The organism is Myxococcaceae bacterium JPH2, from assembly GCA_016458225.1.
Classification (GTDB): Bacteria; Myxococcota; Myxococcia; order Myxococcales; family Myxococcaceae; genus Citreicoccus.
In genome coordinates this window covers 1-16,609 of the sequence record JAEMGR010000026.1, presented here as the reverse complement: position 1 = coordinate 16,609, position 16,609 = coordinate 1, and the positions used below count along the sequence as shown (strand labels likewise).

The following is a 16,609-nucleotide window of genomic DNA, read 5'->3' as shown; positions in this document are numbered from 1 at the left end:
ATCACGGATCTGATTTCCAGAAACCGGATCGCGGATGACCCAGGTGTTGCGTGCCGAACCAACGCGACGCGTCCGTTTCCAACGCAAAAGGGCCCCCCGAAGGGAGCCCTTTGCGCACCGCAGCAACGCGGGGGACAGCGGCCTAGAAAATCTCCTCGAGCCACTCCCGCATCCGGCCCTTCACCTTCTTGTAGACGTTGCCGTCCTCGCGGATGCGGAACAGGCGGCGGTCCAGGTGCTTGGCGCCGTAGACGACCAGGCCCACGCCGGTCGCGTACATCGGGCTCTTCACCACATCCACCAGGCCACCAATGCCGCGCGGCATGCCCCGGCGAACCGGCAACCCGAGCACTTCCTCGGCCAGCTCCGGCATGCCCGCCAGCAGCGTGGATCCCCCGGTGATGACGATGCCCGAGGCGAGCAGGTCCTCGTAGCCGCACTTCTGGATCTCGCGGTGGACGAGCTGGAAGATCTCCTCCACGCGCGGCTCGAGAATCTCACAGAGAATCTGGCGCCCGAGCACGCGCGGCTGACGGCCGCCCACGCTGGGGACCTCGATGGTCTCGTCCTTGTTGATGAGGGACGCCAGCGCGCAGCCGTACTTCTGCTTGATGCGCTCGGCCTCGTGCGCGGGCGTGCGCAGCCCGATGGCGATGTCGCTGGTGAGGTTGTTGCCGCCCAGGGCGATGACCGCCGTGTGGACGATGGAGCCGCCCGAGAAGATGGCGATGTCCGTCGTCCCGCCGCCGATGTCGACGAGGCAGACGCCCAGCTCCTTCTCGTCCTCGCTCAGCACCGCCTCGGCGCTGGCCAGGGGCTGCAGCACGATGTCCGAGACGTTGAGCCCCGTGCGGTTGGCGCACTTGACGATGTTCTGCGCGCTGGAGACGGCCCCGGTGACGATGTGCACCTTGGCCTCCAGGCGCACGCCGGCCATGCCGAGCGGCTCCTTGATGCCGCCCTGGTCGTCGATGATGAACTCCTGGGGCAGGACGTGGATGACCTCCCGGTCCAACGGGATGGCCACCGCCTTGGCCGCGTCGATGACACGAGCGATGTCCGCCTCGCGCACCTCCTTGTCCTTCACGGCCACGATGCCCTGGGAGTTGAAGCCCTTGATGTGGCCGCCGGCGATCCCCGTGTAGACGTGGGAGATCTCCGCCCCGGCCATCAGCTCGGCTTCCTCCACCGCGCGACGGATCGACGACACGGTGGCCTCGATATTGACCACCACGCCCTTGCGGAGCCCCTTGGACGGGTGCGTACCGATGCCGATGATGTCGATCCCGTTGTCGGTCAGCTCCCCGACGATGGCGCAGATCTTCGTCGTGCCGATGTCGAGGCCGACAATGATCTCCCCCGACTTCTGCTTCGCCATGACTACCCTCCCAGGCCCCCCACTCTCGTGAGGGGGCGTCCTCTTACCGCGTCGAGCCCCCGCTCCTCTCGGAAACGGACCCGCTCGAAAGCTTCACCGCCACCCAACCGGGTCGGGCACGGTTATCCAAATGAATGATCTCGGCCGCAAGCCCTCTCGCGCTCAGTTCGCGCCGAACACGAGCGAGCCGCTCGAGCTTGACTTCCGTGTCGCCCGCGCCGAGGCGCACCTCCTGCCCCGTCGCGGTCACCAACGCAAGCCCTGCGTCACTCAAACGCACCTCGGACAGCCGCTCGGTGCGACCGGGCAGCAGCCGCGTGTATGCGCGCGCCACATCCAGGGCCTCGCGCAGGCGCAGGCGGACCTTGTCGGCGTCCGCCACGTAGTCCTCGCGCACCACGCCGGTGACGAGCGGCAGGTCCAGTCCGTCCCCGGGCGTCACGCGCTTGAAGGGGTCTCCGGCCTCGTCCAGGACGTACAAGTCGCCCAGCACCGCGAGCGCGGCGGGCGCATGCTCGGAGACCGTCACGGAGACCGCGCGCGGAAAGCGGCGCGTCACTTCCACGGACTGAACCCAGGGGTGCTGGAGCATGGCGCGCTCCAGGGCGGACGGCTCCAGCGTCCAGAGGTTCTGTCCCGCGGTCAGGCCGGACAGCTTCAGCAGCTCGCTTCGAGACGCGCGCTCCAGGCCGGTGATGGTCACCGACTCCAGGGCGAAGCGCGGCGAGGCGAGCGCCCAGCTGCGCAGCTCGATGCTTCCCCAGATGAGCGCCGCCGTCGCGACCGCCAACCCCAGCGCCTTGGCCACCATGGGCCCGTGCGAGCGCACCGCGCCCTTCACCACCTCGGTGCGCTGGGCGGTGTCCTGGCGACGCCGGTTTTTGGTTCGTCCGAAGGCCATGATCGGGAGTGCGCATGCTGCGCGCGGTCGGATCTCCACGCCAGTTTTTGGCTACAGCCACGTGGCTGTAGCCAGCGCGGCCCACCCATGACGGAGGGGGCCTCTCGGTTCACACGCGGGTTGCGCAGGGGGCGGCGGACACTCCGTCTTAAGCCCCTGAACTTCAAGGGCTTTTCGCAAGAGGGACTGACGCGGGGGCTCTCGATGCTCCATCAGGCCGGCCGAGAGCCACCTCCTTCGTCGCTGCCGCACGGGGCTTTTCACGCTCTGGGTCTCGGACCTGGAGGAGGAGAGAGACTGGGGTGTTTAACACCCTCTGTTAAATTTCGGGGCATCTTTTCCTGAGTGGACGGGACTCTCTGCTCTGCCGCTTCGAGGGTTGCCGCTCTTCCATGGCGCTGCACGCAGCGGAGTCCTTTCAGTCCAACTCGCCCAAACGCACCCGGCCACCTCAAGGCCCTAGACGTGCCTCAAGAGAAAGAACGGGAACCGCTGGAGTCCTTGAGGCGGAAGCGGGTTCGACGGCTTCTGTCCCCCCTTCTCCATGAGGTGAAGCGTGGAGACGCTCTGCAAGGAGCGCGGGGCTTCGCCCCTTACGAGCGCGCGAGAAGCGAGAGATGGGAGGGCAGCGCAGCGGCGCTCGCAGGGGCAGAAACCAGTCCTCGGCCCGACTGAAGTCCGCCGGACCTGAGAGCGTGTTGAATGGAGAGAGGGGGCCGTGGCGTTGACGGAACAAGATGCCCGACCTCGCCATGCCTGCGCGCACGCAGTATCCGAGCATCCCGACAGACGAGCAGTGGGCTCTCATCGAGCCCTTCGTCAGGGCGGTGGGAGGAGGCCCCAAGGAGCAGCTACGCCCGAGGATAGCGTGGCCTCCGCGCTCGCCCGCATCGAGGAGCTGAAGCCCGAGCTGCTCTTCCTCGACGTGCAGATGCCAGGGGAAGGTGGCTTCGACCTGCTCGCCCGGTTCCCCGAGCACCCGTTCGAGGTGATTTTCGTGACGGCCTACGACGCCCACGCGCTGCGGGCGTTCGAGGTCAACACCCTGGACTCCCTGCTCAAGCCCGTGCACCCCGACCGGCTCGCGCGCACGCGGGCCCGGCCAGCGAAGAAGGAGACGAACAAGTCCCCTCCCGCGCAGGGCGCGAGCCGCCACAAGCTGGCGGAGAGCGACCTGCTCTTCCTCGAGGACGGCGCGAAGTCCCGCTTCGTGCGGGTGGACCCCATCGTCTGCCTGCGAGGCGCGGGCGCCTCCGTGGAGCGGGGCACCGCGGACGGCAGGCACAGCCTGTCACCGCGCCCCTTGAAGGACTGGGAGCAGCGGCTCCCGGAGCGCACCTTCGCGCGCCTGCACCGCTCCGCGCAGGTCAACCTGTCCTTCGTCGAACGCGTGGACCGGAGCTTGAGCGGAGAGGTCTTCGTTCGGGGCCTCGCGGAGCCCCTACCGCGCAGCCGCAGCCACGCCACCACGCTGCGCTGCGCGAGCGGTTCGGCTCGCTCACGAGACGGCGCGGTCGCCCTCGGGGTCGATGACCCGGTTGCCCTTGAACCAATCGTGCTTCCCGTACCGGTGCTTTGCGCTGTCCACGCCGCCGTAGTTGCCGGTGACGATGTCCGCCAGGTTCTCCAGGGACTCGGAGCCCTCGTTGTAATACTTCGAGTGGTCCCCCATGTTGCTCTTGTCGCCCCGGTCCGCGGCCTCCGCCGTGAAACGCTTCGCGCCGAACTTGTTCTCGGACGGGTCCTGGCCCAGCGGGTCTCCCGGGAAGTTGCTGCCGTTCAACCACGAGACGACATCCCGGCTGGCCGAGCCCGACCAGACATGCCCGTTGGCGAGCTGGGGCTCGTAGTCCTTCACGGACTTCGCGCTGCCCGCGCCCGGGCTGCCGATGAGGACCAGGTCATCCGCCAGGAGGTTGTTCTTGTCCGCCGCGATGGAGGCGGTGGTGCTGCCGTAGCTGTGGCCAATGATCGTCAAGTGGGGCTGGTTGCCCTCGCGGCTGGCGCGGATGCCCGCCACGTCCGAGGCCAGCAGCTTCGCCCCGTTCTCCGCCGCGTTGTCGGAGGCCACGTTCTGGAAGCCCGGCGCGTCGTAGCCCATCCAAGCGACGGTGGCGACCTCACCGCGCTGCGTGCCCGCGGCCTGGTGGAGCCGCAGCGCGTCGCTGGTGATGTTGTCCATGTAGCCCCGGACGTCCGAGCTCAACCCCGGCACGCTGACGGACACGTGCTTCGCCGTATCCAGGTTGCCCGCGACGATGGCGGCGCGCCCCTCGCCCTTGACGAAGGAGGAGTCATAGACGAGCAACTGCGCGGAGCCCGCCTCCTTCGCCGTGCGCTCCAACTGCTTCTGGACCGCGTTCGCGTTCTCCAACTGGTGCTGCTTCTCCTTGGAGAGGAACTTCTCGGGCGGGTCGCTCTTGGCGCTGCCCGGGCGCAGCGCGTCCCGGAGCTTGTCGCCCAGGGACATGTTGTCCAGAGAGTCCGCCTTGGCCTTCTTCGCCTCGGCGTTGAGCTGGGTGATTTCATTCTTCAACTGCACGCGGTTCGCGCCGTCGCGCACGGAGGCCGGCAACCCATCCATGGAGCCGACCTTCTTCGGGTCAGCGCTGATGGCCTGCATCTGCTCCGTGGGAGACAGCCCCTTCCACCAGCCCGCGCGCGCCTTCGGGTCCGCCGGGGCTCCGTCCAACGCGCCGGCGACCGCCTGGGTCTTCCCCCCCGTGAGCTTCTCCGCGCCCGCCTTCTTCGGCCCGTCGAAGGCCGACAGCGCCTGGAGCGGCTTCTCCGCCGCGCCCTTCACCTTGTCGACGGCCTTCTCCGTGACAGCTCGAGCGGCTTCGATGCGTCGACGGGCGGCTTCGGCTGCGTTGCGCTGGATGGATGCGATTCCGGCCATGACATCGCCTCATGAGGTAGGGGGATGCGGAATCATCGGCGGTGGTGAGAATTAGTTTCCTGATGTCTGGGAAACAGCAACAAGACATCACAACCACCGAGGACCCCGTGAAACACAAAGGCCCGGGGTCGCACAGGGCGACCACCGGGCCTCGGGTCAACGCCATGAATGGAGACTACTTGTTCGGGTTGTCCACGCCGTTGTTCGTCCAGGTGTAGCGCTGAATCCAGTCACCGCCGATGCCCACGCCCTGCTCACGCTTGCGGTCATCCACGAGCGACTTGGGCAGGCCCTTCTCCTGGAAGCTGGCGGGGACACGCGTGCCCGACTCGAAGTGCGAGTTGTTGACCACCTCGTAGCTGAGGTTGGGCTTGCCCGTCTTCTCGTCGATGCCGGTGCACGTCACCTGGGTGCGGTACGAGCCGATGAACCACTCCAGCGAGGTGTACTTGTTCTTGCTGTTCTCCGCCGTGCCCTCACCGGTGAAGACATAGAGCGCCTTGTCCGTCACGTCCTTGCTGGCGCCCTCGGGGGGGAAGGTGTCACCCGGCTTCGGGTTCGGGTACATCTTGAAGAACTCTTCGGTCACCTTCTGCTGGTGGGGACGGCCCGCCAGGTCATCGGTGTACGCGTTGTTGCTGACGTTGACGCGGTCGGTGCCGTCGGCCGTCTTGTCCCACGTGCCCAGGTCCTTGGGCTTCTCCTCCAGCAGCCACGTGCCCCACAGCTTCGGCCAGTCGCCCTTGAGCTTCTGCCCGGTCGCCGGGTCCGTGGTGCGGTTGATGCCCTCCAGGTCCACGCGGCCCAGCGTCTTCAGGCTCTGCGTGATGGAGGAGTCCTTGCCGGCAATCACCTCGGACGTCTTGGCCAGCGCGTCCACGCCGAACTCGCCCGCCTTCAACAGCTTGTCCGTCGCGCCGTCGGGCAGCAGCGAGGTGGCGCCGAGGTAGGCCGCGCGCAGGCCGCCCTGGAGGGCGTCGCGGGCCAGGTCCTTGGGGTCCGTCACGGCCTTCTTGAGCGTGTCCGTGACGGGGTTGTGCTTCACGTCCTCGAAGACGTCCCTCGAGGTGTCCACGACAGCCTTCTTCACGTCCTTCGCCTTGTCGACGACGGTGTCCTTCACGCCGTTGACAGTGGACGTCACCTTCCGCTTCACATCGCTGAAGCTGGGGATTCCGAGACCCATGGGGTGAACCTCTCCAGGTTGGGCGGCAACTGCTGATGTTGGAGTTATCGCCCCAGGGGTCCGAGTTGTTTCTTATAAATCGAGACCCCTGTTTTCTTTCGAGGAAACAGGCCGGACACCCCGCTCGCGGGTGCCCAGGTACCAGCCCTTGGCGCGCTCCTGCTCCCGCCAGAGCGAGGCGTACAGGCCGTCACGCTGCAGCAACTCATCGTGTGTGCCGCGCTCGGCCAGACGCCCCTGGTCCAACACGACAATCGGGTGGGCGCGGCGCACAGTCCTCAGGCGGTGGGCGATGACGACCACCGTCTTGTGGCGGACCCGCTCGTCGAAGACCCGCGCTTCTTGAAGGTCGTCTCCAGTTGCACGCCACCTTCTCGTTGGAAGGCCTCCAGGCCCGGCACGCCCAGGCACTGCGCGCCGCGCGAGAGACGACGCCCTCATGACCTGCCTGGATTCTTCGGACCACTGATTACGAGAGAGGTTCCGTCCGGGATGGGCTGGGCACCACTGCTTCGCACTTCCGTCGAAATTCCAGAGGCGTGAGGTAGCCAAGGCTCGAGTGAGGACGGACCTGATTGTAATGCAGGCGCCACTCCTCGATGACGGCCCGCGCCTCCGCCCTGGAGCGAAACCATTCCATGCTAAGGCACTCGTCACGAAGGCGTCCGTTGAAGCTTTCGTCGGTGCCGTTCTGCCAGGGCTTGCCGGGTGCGATGTGCGCCAGCTCGATGCGAGCTTCCGCGGCCCACCGCAGGATGGCTGAGGCCACGAACTCCGGTCCGTTGTCACTGCGCATGGGCCGCGGGGCCCCTCGCTCGCTGACAATCCTCGACAGCATCTCCACCACCCGTCCGGAGCGGATGGCTCCCGCGACATCGATGGCGAGGCACTCTCTCGTCCACGCGTCCACCACGGTGAGGCACTTGAGCTGTTGCCCGTTGGCGCAGCCGTCGAAGACGACGTCATAGGAACACACCTGGTTGGGCCCAGTTGCCGGCAACGGACGGGGGCGGCCGCTCGCCACGCGCCGCCTGGGCCTCTTGCGCGGCACCTGCAGCCCCTCCTGCTTCCAGAGTCGGTAAGCCCTGTCTGGACACATGGAGTGCCCGTCGCGCCCCAGGAAGATGCGGATGCGACGGTAGCCGGACCTCGGGTACGGCAGGGCAAGCTCACACATCCGCTTCACCACGGGCTTCTCCCGCTGTGCCTTCTGGGACTCGTGCCCCAGTGCCGAGCGCGCCACCCGCAGCAGCCTGCATGCTCGCCGGGTGGACAGACCCATGGCGCGGGCATACTCCACCTGCTGCCTTCGCGCAGGGGCGCTCACCATTTTTTGATTGGATTTCCTTCAGCACCTCGATGTCCAAGTCCCGCTCAGCCAGCAGCGTCTTCAACCGGGCATTCTCCGCTTCCAGTTGCTTCAGCCGCTTCGTGTCGTTGGCGTCCATGCCCCCCCGAAGCGCTTGCGCCACGCGTACTCCGTCGGCTCACTCACCCCGTGCTTCTTCGCGGTCTCCGGTACCGAGGTCCGCTCCGCCTCGCGCAGAATCGCGACCATCTGCTCCTCGCTGAACCGACTCTTCTTCACCGCCTGCCTCCGTCGTACCCGGAGCGGCATCCTCTCAAGCATCAGGTGGTCCGAAACGCCCAAGGCATGTCACAGGCTCGTCGCGGTGAACGGAATGGCGCCGTTGGGTGGCGCAGTTCGACAAACGAGTCTCCTCGCGTATCATCCATCGATGAGCGATAATCCGGTCTCGGACCGATACCAGGCTTGCATCGCGCCCCTCGCGGCTTCCTCGGTGGCGAAAGCTGGTCGGTGCGTGCTGTCGTATGGCCACAATGGCGCCGATCTCGCCCGCGTACGACAGACTCTGACACTGCCCGCGGCACTCGAGCGCTTCTACGAGCAGGCTGATTCCATGCAGATCCGATGGCGCTTGCAACAAGGCGCCGCAATCGAGTACCTCGACCGCGAGATCGACATCGTTGGGGGAGAGGCAAACGTCCTCCCTGTTTCCACATGCGTCGACGGCATCGACGGCCGACGTGGAGCGGAACTACTCGACCCGTACGTAGCCTTTCCGGAGGCGCGTGAGTTGCTCGACCGCCTCGCGCCCTTCGATTACTGCGAGGGCGAGTTCGCGGTCTGCCTCGAAATGGAATCGGGCCGGGTCCTCGACCGGCTGCATTTCGTGCCACTCGACGGAGTCGGAGAGATCCGGCCGCTGCCCGTGGGCGTCGAGGACTATTTGCAGCGCGGCTTTGCCATGCGTTTCATACACCACTGGGTCGAGGCAGCATTCTTCGACAGGCCTGACTGGACGGCGTTCTCGAAGCACTATCTCGCGCAGGTCTTCGGTTCGGAGTAGGAGACCGATTACTCGCTCTTCGCCGGAAGTCGGGACGTGAAATCTCGTGAGATTTCCGTGTGCTGCTGCCGAAGGTTCGACGCGCTGACCCATCGACACCGTGTACCGCACCTGATTGTTGAGACACCAGATTGGTAGCAATCAGGCTGCTTGCCGTTGCATGAGTTCTCGCCGGGCCTGAGTCGGCGAGAGGAAGTCGTGGCGCTCCAGCAGCCAGTGCTCGTTGTACTGGCGAGCCCAGTCGAGCAGAGCCAGACGGAGTGTCTCGACGGTTTCGAACGAGCGGACCCAGAGGAGCTGCTCTTTGAGGGTCCGGATGAAGCGCTCGGTACAGCCGTTGCCTTCGGGGCTGCAGACGAAGGACGGACTGGAGTCGGCGCCCAGGAAACGCAGCTCGCGCTGGAAGGCCTCCGAGGTGTACTGGCTGCCGTTGTCGTGGCGGATAGCCAAGCCCGTGGCCACACCCCGGCCGTATGCTCCGAAGCGAGCTTTGACGCCCTGGCGGATGGGCTCGAGGGCCTCGAAGCGAGTCCCCACCTTGGCGGCGTGGATGCCGACACACTCGGACGTGCCGTGGTCCACGGCGATGAAGACGGTGGCCTGGCCCTCTGCGCTCGTCTGGGTGCAGGTGACCCGTGTCAGGCCATAGGGCTTGCGGCAGGAAGGCGAGAGCTGGGCGCTCATCCTCTCGACTTCCTCCAGGGAAGACCCGGTGCGTTGTCCTCCAGCAACTGCGCCTTCTCTTCCAAGAGCTCGTTCTTCATCATCAACTCGCCCACCATCGCCTTCAGCCGCCGCACCTCATCATCCGCTGGCTCCGGCTCGCGGCTCTTGAGATTGGCCTCGGCTCCAGCCAGGAACTTCTCCCGCCACTCGCGCAGCACCGCGGCGGTGACGCCCAGCTCCCGAGACAAGGTGTCGAGCTCCTCGCCCTTCAGCAGCCGGAGTACCGCCTCCTTCTTCCGCTTCGCCGAGAACCGTCCACGCTCCGACGTCCTGTCCTGCTTCTGCTGCTTCTTCACATCCACCTCTCGCGGGGGCGTTTATCCCCCAGAGAGGTGTCTCAAGAAATCGTGGGGCGGAGGACAACCTCTTCGGGCAGGTGGGTTTCGCCACCGTGGATCTCGGCAGCCTGAAGGTGGGAGGAAAGCTGCAGCAGTTCCCCGGAGGCCCCCTGCCGACGCTGAATCTCCTCAAACTGGACTGAAGCCGGGACAAGGTGAAGTGAGCCTGCCCCGGTCCCATGGACAGAGTGGTCATGCACCCAGCGCCGTCTGGCTGCGGCGCGCAGGACGGCGAGGTCGTTGCTCGCCGTCTTGTCGTAGTGAGTGGCGACGGCGCAAAAGAGCTTGAGGTCGTGGAGGCCGCACGCCACCCGGTAGTGCGCGGTCCCACTTCAGCGGGCGCTTGCGGCTCGTGAGCATGCAACTCTCCCTACCAGCAAGCTTGCTCAATCAGGCCAGCACCACGCAGCCGCGCTCGCGGAGGCCTGGTGGCGGGGACAGTCCCGTCCAGCGCAGGTCCAGCTTTTCGAGGGCGGGCAACTCGGTCAGCCCCGGTGGCAGGGCCTGGAGCGGATTGGCGCGCAAGTCGAGGCAACGAAGCCGAGGCAGTCGTGCGATGGCGTCTGGAAGAGCGGTGAGGCGATTCTCGCGCAGATCGAGGTGGCGCAGTTCGCGCAATTCACCGATGGCCGCGGGTAGCGCGGTCAGGTGGTTGCCGCGCAGGTGCAGTTCGCGAAGAGAGGCGAGTCTTCCGATGGCGGCGGGCAGCTCCTGGAGTCCCGCATGGAGCAGGCGCAGCTCGATGAGACTGCTCATCCGTCCAATGGCATCCGGCAGTTGGGCCAGAGGATTCTCGCCAGCATTCAGATATGTCACCGCGGTGAGTTCACCGAGTGAATCGGGAAGCCTTGTCAGGCGATTCTCATGAACGTAGAGGACCTCAAGCTCGCGCAGCGCGCCGATGCTCTCCGGTAGCACCTTGATGCGATTATGGCCGAGGTCCAGTGTCTTCAGTCGAGTGAAGCACCCAATGGCCTCTGGCACCGCCTCCAAGCCGATCTCGTGAAGGAAGAGTCGGTCGAACGCCGCGAAGTCCGTTGTTGCCGCCTCCAACAGGCTCGGTTCGCGAGCGACGGCGTCTCGCAAGGCGGCGAGGGTCTTTTCACGGTGGCCCTGACGCTCATGAAGAAGCGCCAACCTGTAAAGCAGGGGCGCATTCCCAGGGTGCTCACGAAGGCCCTTCTCCAGCAGAGCCTTCGCCTGCTCCGGCGCAGCGGCGAGAAACTCACGAGTGGGCAGGAGTTCCGCCTCGCTGGCCGGCTCCTGGTGTTTGTCTACATGGACTTGCAGTGACGGGTCTTCGGACATGGCGCGCCTAAGTTGTTGAGACAGAGTACTAAGGCGTGTTCCTGCTCAATGCAACCAGGCACAGCCCTTCGAAGTGCAACTCCTCCAGTCGAACAGCCAGAGGGGCGCGCTCCCATTCAGGGCCGGTACCGCTCCGCCACTTTGAGGCAGTGGAGATCGCAAGATTCTCCAAGATGAGATGACGAACACCTCCTAGAAGTGGGGGCACCTCAGGAGGCAGTCGTGTTCGACCACTTCGGTCTACGCGTGAAGAATCTCAATCGCAGCATCAGTCTCGACCAGGCGGTGCTCACCCCATCGGGCGACGAGCGCTGCAACCAAGACGCGACGAGTGCTGGATTCGAGCCCAAGGGGCAGCCGGCATTGTGGCGCTATTCGGCGAGCGAGGCGCAGTAACCCGGGTCCACGCCGCTCGCGTGACATCGGGAGGCCAGGACAACGGAGCGCATGGCATTCGTGCAGACCGCGCGGACACCTACGACTCCGCGTTCGCTCTCGATCCGGATGGGAACAACATCGAGGCCGTGGGCACCACGTGAGCGCAGATGGCTGCGGGCCCAGACCTTGAATCTTTTGGTTCAACACAACAGGAGGACACAACATGGCATCGATCCACAAGGACATCACGACACGTGCCACGCCCGAGTTGGTGTGGGCAGCAATCCGTGACATTGGCGCCCTTCACACCCGATTGGTTCCCGGGTTCGTCGTCGATACTCGCCTCGAACCGGGAGCCCGCGTGGTCACCTTCGGCAACGGGATGGTGGTCAAGGAGCCCATCGTGACGGTCGACGATGAGAGACGGCGCCTCGTGTGGAGCGCGGAAGGTGTACCAATGACCCACTACAACGGAGCGGTCCAGGTCTTCGCGGAAGGCATTGGGAGTCGGATTGTCTGGACTGCTGATTTCCTGCCCCACGAAGCCAGTGCCGTCATCGGCCCCATGATGGAGGCCGGAATGACCGCAATGCAGAAGGCTCTTGACGGACTGGGGACCTGAGCCGCTGTTCCTACTCAGGGGCTCGCGATGGCCGGGTATGGACTGGACGGTCCACCTTCGACATCGCGAGCTGCCCTCCCGCCTCCCCTTCCCGGCTCGGAAGGAAATGGAGACGCCGGCCTCACGTCGCGCGATGCCGTCACACGAAGAGCAACGCTCGTAGTGAACCAGTCGGCCCCCGAGTTGCGAGCGCCACGCAACTCCACCCTGCAACCCCTGGCAACAACAGGATTATCTGCCCCAGAGCGAGAGCTCGAGCGTCCTCCGCCCCACGAATTCTTGAGACACCTCTCTGGGGGGAGACAACCTTTACGAAGCGCGGGTCTTCGATCCACCCGAGCGCGGAGAAGCGCGGGATTGGAGGGCCGCGCAGCGGCGCTCGAGATGCCGGAATCTGGCGGCAGGGGAGCCTTGAGCCATGCTGGGTTGCGCGAGTGGACGAGATGAGCAAGCGGGAGGAAATCGAGGTCGCCGGGCGAATGGCTCTTGAAGGTCGCCTCCATCCGCCAGCGCAGACCCTCTCGTGCACAAGAGATTGCTTGTCTGCATCACCAGCAAGTCTCGTCGCTCCGACCAGGACCAAGAACTCGACGCAGCCCGATTCAACTCATCCCCCTTCACTGACGGCCGGCAAACGTCGCGCTCACGTGACTGCTCAGCCGGCCGTCCCGGTTCCAGCGCTCACGGGTCACGCGCTCGAATCGCCGCGCTTTCCCATGATCGTCTCCAGTATAACCTCGCCGTGTCACCGGCTCGCGCTGGGAAACTCTTGGGCTGCGCCAAGATCCGCTTCTCCGAGCTGCTTGCCTAGGACAAGCTTCTTCGGCACAGCCGAGAGCCGCGACGCCCCTACATTTCACAACAAATCAACACATGCCCCATAGTGCCATCTGCTTGATATTGCCAATCAATCAGAACTATCTATGGAACCCCAGAAACCAACGCACTCAAGCGACTATTGACGTGAGAGCTTGGCAATAGGTCTGCGCGTCTCCGTTCGAGGTTCTACTCCGCCTATTGGAGGTGCGACTCCTCCAGACGGATTGTTCAGCCAGTGGAGTCGCATGAGGAGTCCCCTCTACCAGCAGTACACACATGGGCACGTTTGGAATGCTCCCGGCGTGCCTGGAGAGCACATGATGACAACCCAAATGCACAAGAGTATTCACCAGGGCGCGTCACTGGCCGCTTGGGGAATCACGCTGATTCTGGCACTGATGGTGAGCACCCCTGCACAGGCGCAGCTGAACGTCGTGGAGTGCGCCACCGGAAACCAGAATCAAACCTACACTCCCCCCATCACGCTGGTATCCAAGCCAGTAGCCATCAGTGGGACAGGGCAATACTCCGCATGCGTCGCGCTGGATGACCCAAGCCTCAACTTTGGAGATTTCACGATTTTCGGCTCAGGGACCGCGAGCTGCCTGGTCGCCAACCTCCCAACCACCAACGTCATCACCTGGAATGATGGAAGCACGAGCACCGTCGTCTTCAGCGGCGGCGTGGACGTAAAGCCCCCAGGAGTGAGCGTGGTCGTTATCACCGGCACCGTCACGGCGGGAAGGTACACGAATTACGTCGCAACCAAGACGCTGGTACTGGCGTCCCTACCGGATCTTCTTGCCTGTCTTTCCAGCGGAATCCAGTACACAAGTGGCCCCGTTTCGCTCACGCTCACGCAGTTGTGAAACGAGCCGCGCTCCGACGGCAGGCTGTGCCTATCCAAAATTCGCTCACTGCGTCATGGGTGCGTCAAGACGCGCGTCGCGGAGATGAACGACGCCCCCTCTGACGGAGAACCGTCGCATCTCCTGCAGCGCCCGAGTTCCCCTCTCGCCCGATGGTGCCCGACCTCACCAGGTCAAAGGCGATTGGATTCCAGGGAGACCGAACCACAGCGAGCGCAACGGGGCACCTCAGAGGCAGTCCCCACTCTGGATTCCGCTGGCCTGAAAATTCAGAGCACGTCAGTAGCCGCTCAAGCTTCAGGTGGTCCGAAATTCCCAGGGCATGTCACCTTCCAGGGTTACGCCTCTTCCCTCTTCAGAATGCAAAACCGAGCGACTTGTTAACCGAGAGAGTGAAAACTCGGCCAGGCATTACTGAGTGCTCGCGATTTCCCCGCACGCAGCCGCCACCCTTCCGCAGCGGTGCGAGGCAATCAGCGTCACTCTGGGCGTGCTCCGATTCGGTGGCTCTCCCGCACTTCGAGACAATGCGGCTCCTCCCGCTGGGCGGCCTGGCTGCCTCCATGTCGCCCGTCTCACTCACTCCACCTGCCAGCCTTGAGCCGACTCCCTCCTGTCGCCAATTTCGCGACCACAAAGAGCCTCCGCTCGCTTCGCTCGCTCTGGCACGGACGCACACCACCTGCCATCACCCTTGGAGACCCGGTCCTCGGTGATTTCGGTGGAAGTGGATCTCTCCGCGGTCGGTGACGACATGGAGACGCCCTTCACGTACGCGCTGGTAATCGCCTCGTCGAGCTCCTTGCTGCGCCGCTTGTAGTGACCCAGCACGGCCCCCGCCGCTCCGCTGGCTCTCGTCCGGGGCACAGCCACTTCAAGGTGCCCCATGGACGTCAAGCAGGCCTCGCAGGTAGCTGCCGTTGCGCTGGTCCTTGCGCCCCGCCACCTGTTGCCAGCGCCCCGCGCCCACCAGGCCTCGAATCTCCTCCTCCAGCAGCATCTCCAGCGTCATGCGGATGGCTCCCAGGAAGAGGGCTCGCACGTCGGTGCGCACCTCCTCGTGCGAGGGCGCGGCAAAGTCTGTATCGTCCACGGCGGGGAACTTCTCGGCCTCCTCGCCAAAGAAGGACCGTCTCGGTTGGTTTCACCGAGGAGCTTCCCTCTTTTCCGCTCGCCCCTGCTCGACATCTACACATTCATAGGGACACGACCCAGAGAGGTATTGAGGCGTCTGAGCCGGGCGCAATTCCGACCTCTATCAAAGGGAAAAGAGGACCCAGCGGCTCGTCATGCGCATCGCTCACGTCATGATGCACATTTTGACGCACTCATGACGCAGCGACCGAATTTGGGGTAGGCACACCCATCGCACGCTCGGAGGCGTGCTCTCGGATTCGCCTGTCCCGGTGGTGCGGCGCGGGCGATGGTGCTGGGCCCGGCATCCGCCGGAGCCTCTGTCACAGCGCCGCAGCGACGGCCCGGCGGTCCGCTCGCGCCGTGGGGGCCAGGAAGCTCTCGAGCTCCTGGTCGAGGCAGACCGTTCGAACGGCACGCAGTATGTCCTGTTGCACAGGGGTGTCCGCCGCGAAGCCGTCCGCAAACAACCGCTCCCAGCGCTGGACGGCGCCACAGCGCATGAACCTGAGCATGTATTCATCGAAGGTCAGGCGTATGCGATGAAGCGACCGTTCGGAGTAGTTCCAGTGATACAGCGGATAGAGGTCCAGGGACGCCATATCGATGAAGGTTGGGTATTCGCCGTAGACGAGCACCCGGTACTTTCCCTCGGGGCGCCCGTTCAGCCGACTGTCTCCGAGGTATTTGGCGACGAGAGACTCCTTGCGCCAGAACAGGTCCATATAGCCGGAGATGCGTGAGTCCGCGAACAGGCCGTCTCTGCGCCACGAGAGGACGGTCCCGTCGAGCTGCCGATAGAAGTTCAGCACACCCGCCGGTACGGGATGACCGAGAATCAGGTGCGCAGCGATCATCTCGCTCGACATCGGCGCGCCGCCATCCACGAGCAGCCGCCCCTTCCCGGGCCTTTCCGGTCGCATCCATGCTCGGCCGGCCACGGCCTGTGCGAGTTCGGCGTGCCAGTCGACCCCCGGCGAGGTCGCCACCAGGAGCCCGGCGACCTCTCGCTCGAGCGCTTCGAATGATCCGGTCAGTCCGAGCTCGCGGCGAGCGTCCTCGGCGACGAGTAGCGGCCATAGCGGCGCCCCGGCGCAACGAATCGCCAGCGCGAGGTACTCCTCCAGCCGAAACGGCAGCGTCCAGCGCTTCGTGTCCAGCGCGAGCACGAGCTCATAGCTGCCCTCCACGAATCGCGCGCACGTGTGCACATAGTGCCCACGATGCGAGGTGCACGCGAGCGGGAGCAGTCCTTCGCGAAGCAGCGGGTCCTGCGTCGGGTGCGCGACGTGCCGGACCAGCGCGTCCACCAGCGCCTTGATCGCCTGGAGCTGAATCTGACCGCCGGGCCAGCGCAGTCGCATGCGATTGACGGCGACGAGGTCGTCACGCAGGTCGTCGGGCAGCGCGGGCAGAAGGTCGCGCAGCGCCTGCAGATCGGCACGCGCGACCTTCTTCGGCGGGAGGTACTCACAGCCGGCCACCGCCGCGAGCGCGACTCCCGGCGGCGGGCCGAGGCCCGAGGGACCACGAAGCGCGGTAAGTAGATCGTTCAGTGACATCGAAGCGAGATTGTGTGCGTGCTGGCTGTGGTGGGGTCAAGTCCCAAGGCGAACGCATCATGCGTCACTGAAACTAAAGGAATTTGCGTGCGAGGGGTCGGTGGCGGAGGGTGAGAC

At 65.1% G+C, this 16,609-nt stretch carries 12 protein-coding genes and 3 pseudogenes; 5 read left to right on the top strand and 10 right to left on the bottom strand.

The window, feature by feature from the left end; genetic code table 11:
* Window positions 1-142: 142 nt before the first annotated feature.
* Window positions 143-1,378: a cell division protein FtsA gene (gene ftsA, locus JGU66_28605; protein MBJ6764745.1), complete on the bottom strand. Its 1,236-nt coding sequence runs from the start codon at window positions 1,376-1,378 to the stop codon at window positions 143-145.
* Window positions 1,379-1,421: 43 nt separating this feature from the next.
* Window positions 1,422-2,279, bottom strand: a complete 858-nt coding sequence (locus tag JGU66_28600) for an FtsQ-type POTRA domain-containing protein (GenBank protein ID MBJ6764744.1) — start codon at window positions 2,277-2,279, stop codon at window positions 1,422-1,424.
* A gap of 796 nt (window positions 2,280-3,075) precedes the next feature.
* Here JGU66_28600 and JGU66_28595 point away from each other — a divergent pair.
* A pseudogene (locus JGU66_28595) lies at window positions 3,076-3,744 on the top strand (response regulator transcription factor).
* A gap of 33 nt (window positions 3,745-3,777) precedes the next feature.
* Here JGU66_28595 and JGU66_28590 read toward each other — a convergent pair.
* The 3 genes and pseudogenes from JGU66_28590 to JGU66_28580 form a co-directional block, all read right to left on the bottom strand.
* Window positions 3,778-5,178, bottom strand: a complete 1,401-nt coding sequence (locus JGU66_28590) for a hypothetical protein (protein MBJ6764743.1) — start codon at window positions 5,176-5,178, stop codon at window positions 3,778-3,780.
* A 175-nt stretch (window positions 5,179-5,353) separates the two neighbouring features.
* Window positions 5,354-6,364 carry a hypothetical protein gene (locus JGU66_28585; GenBank protein ID MBJ6764742.1) on the bottom strand — a complete coding sequence of 337 codons (1,011 nt, stop codon included), beginning with the start codon at window positions 6,362-6,364 and terminating at the stop codon, window positions 5,354-5,356.
* 469 nt (window positions 6,365-6,833) lie between these two features.
* Window positions 6,834-7,952 (bottom strand): annotated as a pseudogene (locus JGU66_28580) (IS3 family transposase).
* A 151-nt stretch (window positions 7,953-8,103) separates the two neighbouring features.
* On the opposite strand from JGU66_28580, the gene JGU66_28575 reads away from it, so the two are divergent.
* Entirely contained in the window at window positions 8,104-8,736 is a 633-nt protein-coding gene (locus tag JGU66_28575) for a hypothetical protein (GenBank protein ID MBJ6764741.1), read from the top strand.
* 141 nt (window positions 8,737-8,877) lie between these two features.
* Here JGU66_28575 and JGU66_28570 read toward each other — a convergent pair.
* Window positions 8,878-9,764: pseudogene (locus JGU66_28570) on the bottom strand (DDE-type integrase/transposase/recombinase).
* A 426-nt stretch (window positions 9,765-10,190) separates the two neighbouring features.
* Window positions 10,191-11,108: a leucine-rich repeat domain-containing protein gene (locus tag JGU66_28565; protein ID MBJ6764740.1), complete on the bottom strand. Its 918-nt coding sequence runs from the start codon at window positions 11,106-11,108 to the stop codon at window positions 10,191-10,193.
* Window positions 11,109-11,330: 222 nt separating this feature from the next.
* Here JGU66_28565 and JGU66_28560 point away from each other — a divergent pair, with 222 nt between their 5' ends.
* The 3 genes from JGU66_28560 to JGU66_28550 all read left to right on the top strand — a co-directional run bounded on the left by JGU66_28560 (window position 11,331) and on the right by JGU66_28550 (window position 13,796).
* Window positions 11,331-11,504: a hypothetical protein gene (locus JGU66_28560; GenBank protein ID MBJ6764739.1), complete on the top strand. Its 174-nt coding sequence runs from the start codon at window positions 11,331-11,333 to the stop codon at window positions 11,502-11,504.
* 205 nt (window positions 11,505-11,709) lie between these two features.
* On the top strand, window positions 11,710-12,108 hold the full coding sequence (locus tag JGU66_28555) for an SRPBCC family protein (protein ID MBJ6764738.1): 399 nt from the start codon (window positions 11,710-11,712) through the stop codon (window positions 12,106-12,108).
* A 1,136-nt stretch (window positions 12,109-13,244) separates the two neighbouring features.
* Window positions 13,245-13,796, top strand: a complete 552-nt coding sequence (locus JGU66_28550) for a hypothetical protein (protein ID MBJ6764737.1) — start codon at window positions 13,245-13,247, stop codon at window positions 13,794-13,796.
* Window positions 13,797-14,375: 579 nt separating this feature from the next.
* Here the strand turns inward: JGU66_28550 and JGU66_28545 are convergent.
* The 3 genes from JGU66_28545 to JGU66_28535 all read right to left on the bottom strand — a co-directional run bounded on the left by JGU66_28545 (window position 14,376) and on the right by JGU66_28535 (window position 16,492).
* Window positions 14,376-14,684, bottom strand: a complete 309-nt coding sequence (locus JGU66_28545) for a transposase (GenBank protein ID MBJ6764736.1) — start codon at window positions 14,682-14,684, stop codon at window positions 14,376-14,378.
* Window positions 14,671-14,889, bottom strand: coding sequence for a hypothetical protein (locus JGU66_28540; protein MBJ6764735.1), 219 nt, complete (start codon window positions 14,887-14,889; stop codon window positions 14,671-14,673). Before JGU66_28540 ends, JGU66_28545 begins: the two co-directional genes overlap by 14 nt.
* A gap of 364 nt (window positions 14,890-15,253) precedes the next feature.
* Window positions 15,254-16,492, bottom strand: coding sequence for a hypothetical protein (locus tag JGU66_28535; protein MBJ6764734.1), 1,239 nt, complete (start codon window positions 16,490-16,492; stop codon window positions 15,254-15,256).
* Window positions 16,493-16,609: the final 117 nt, after the last annotated feature.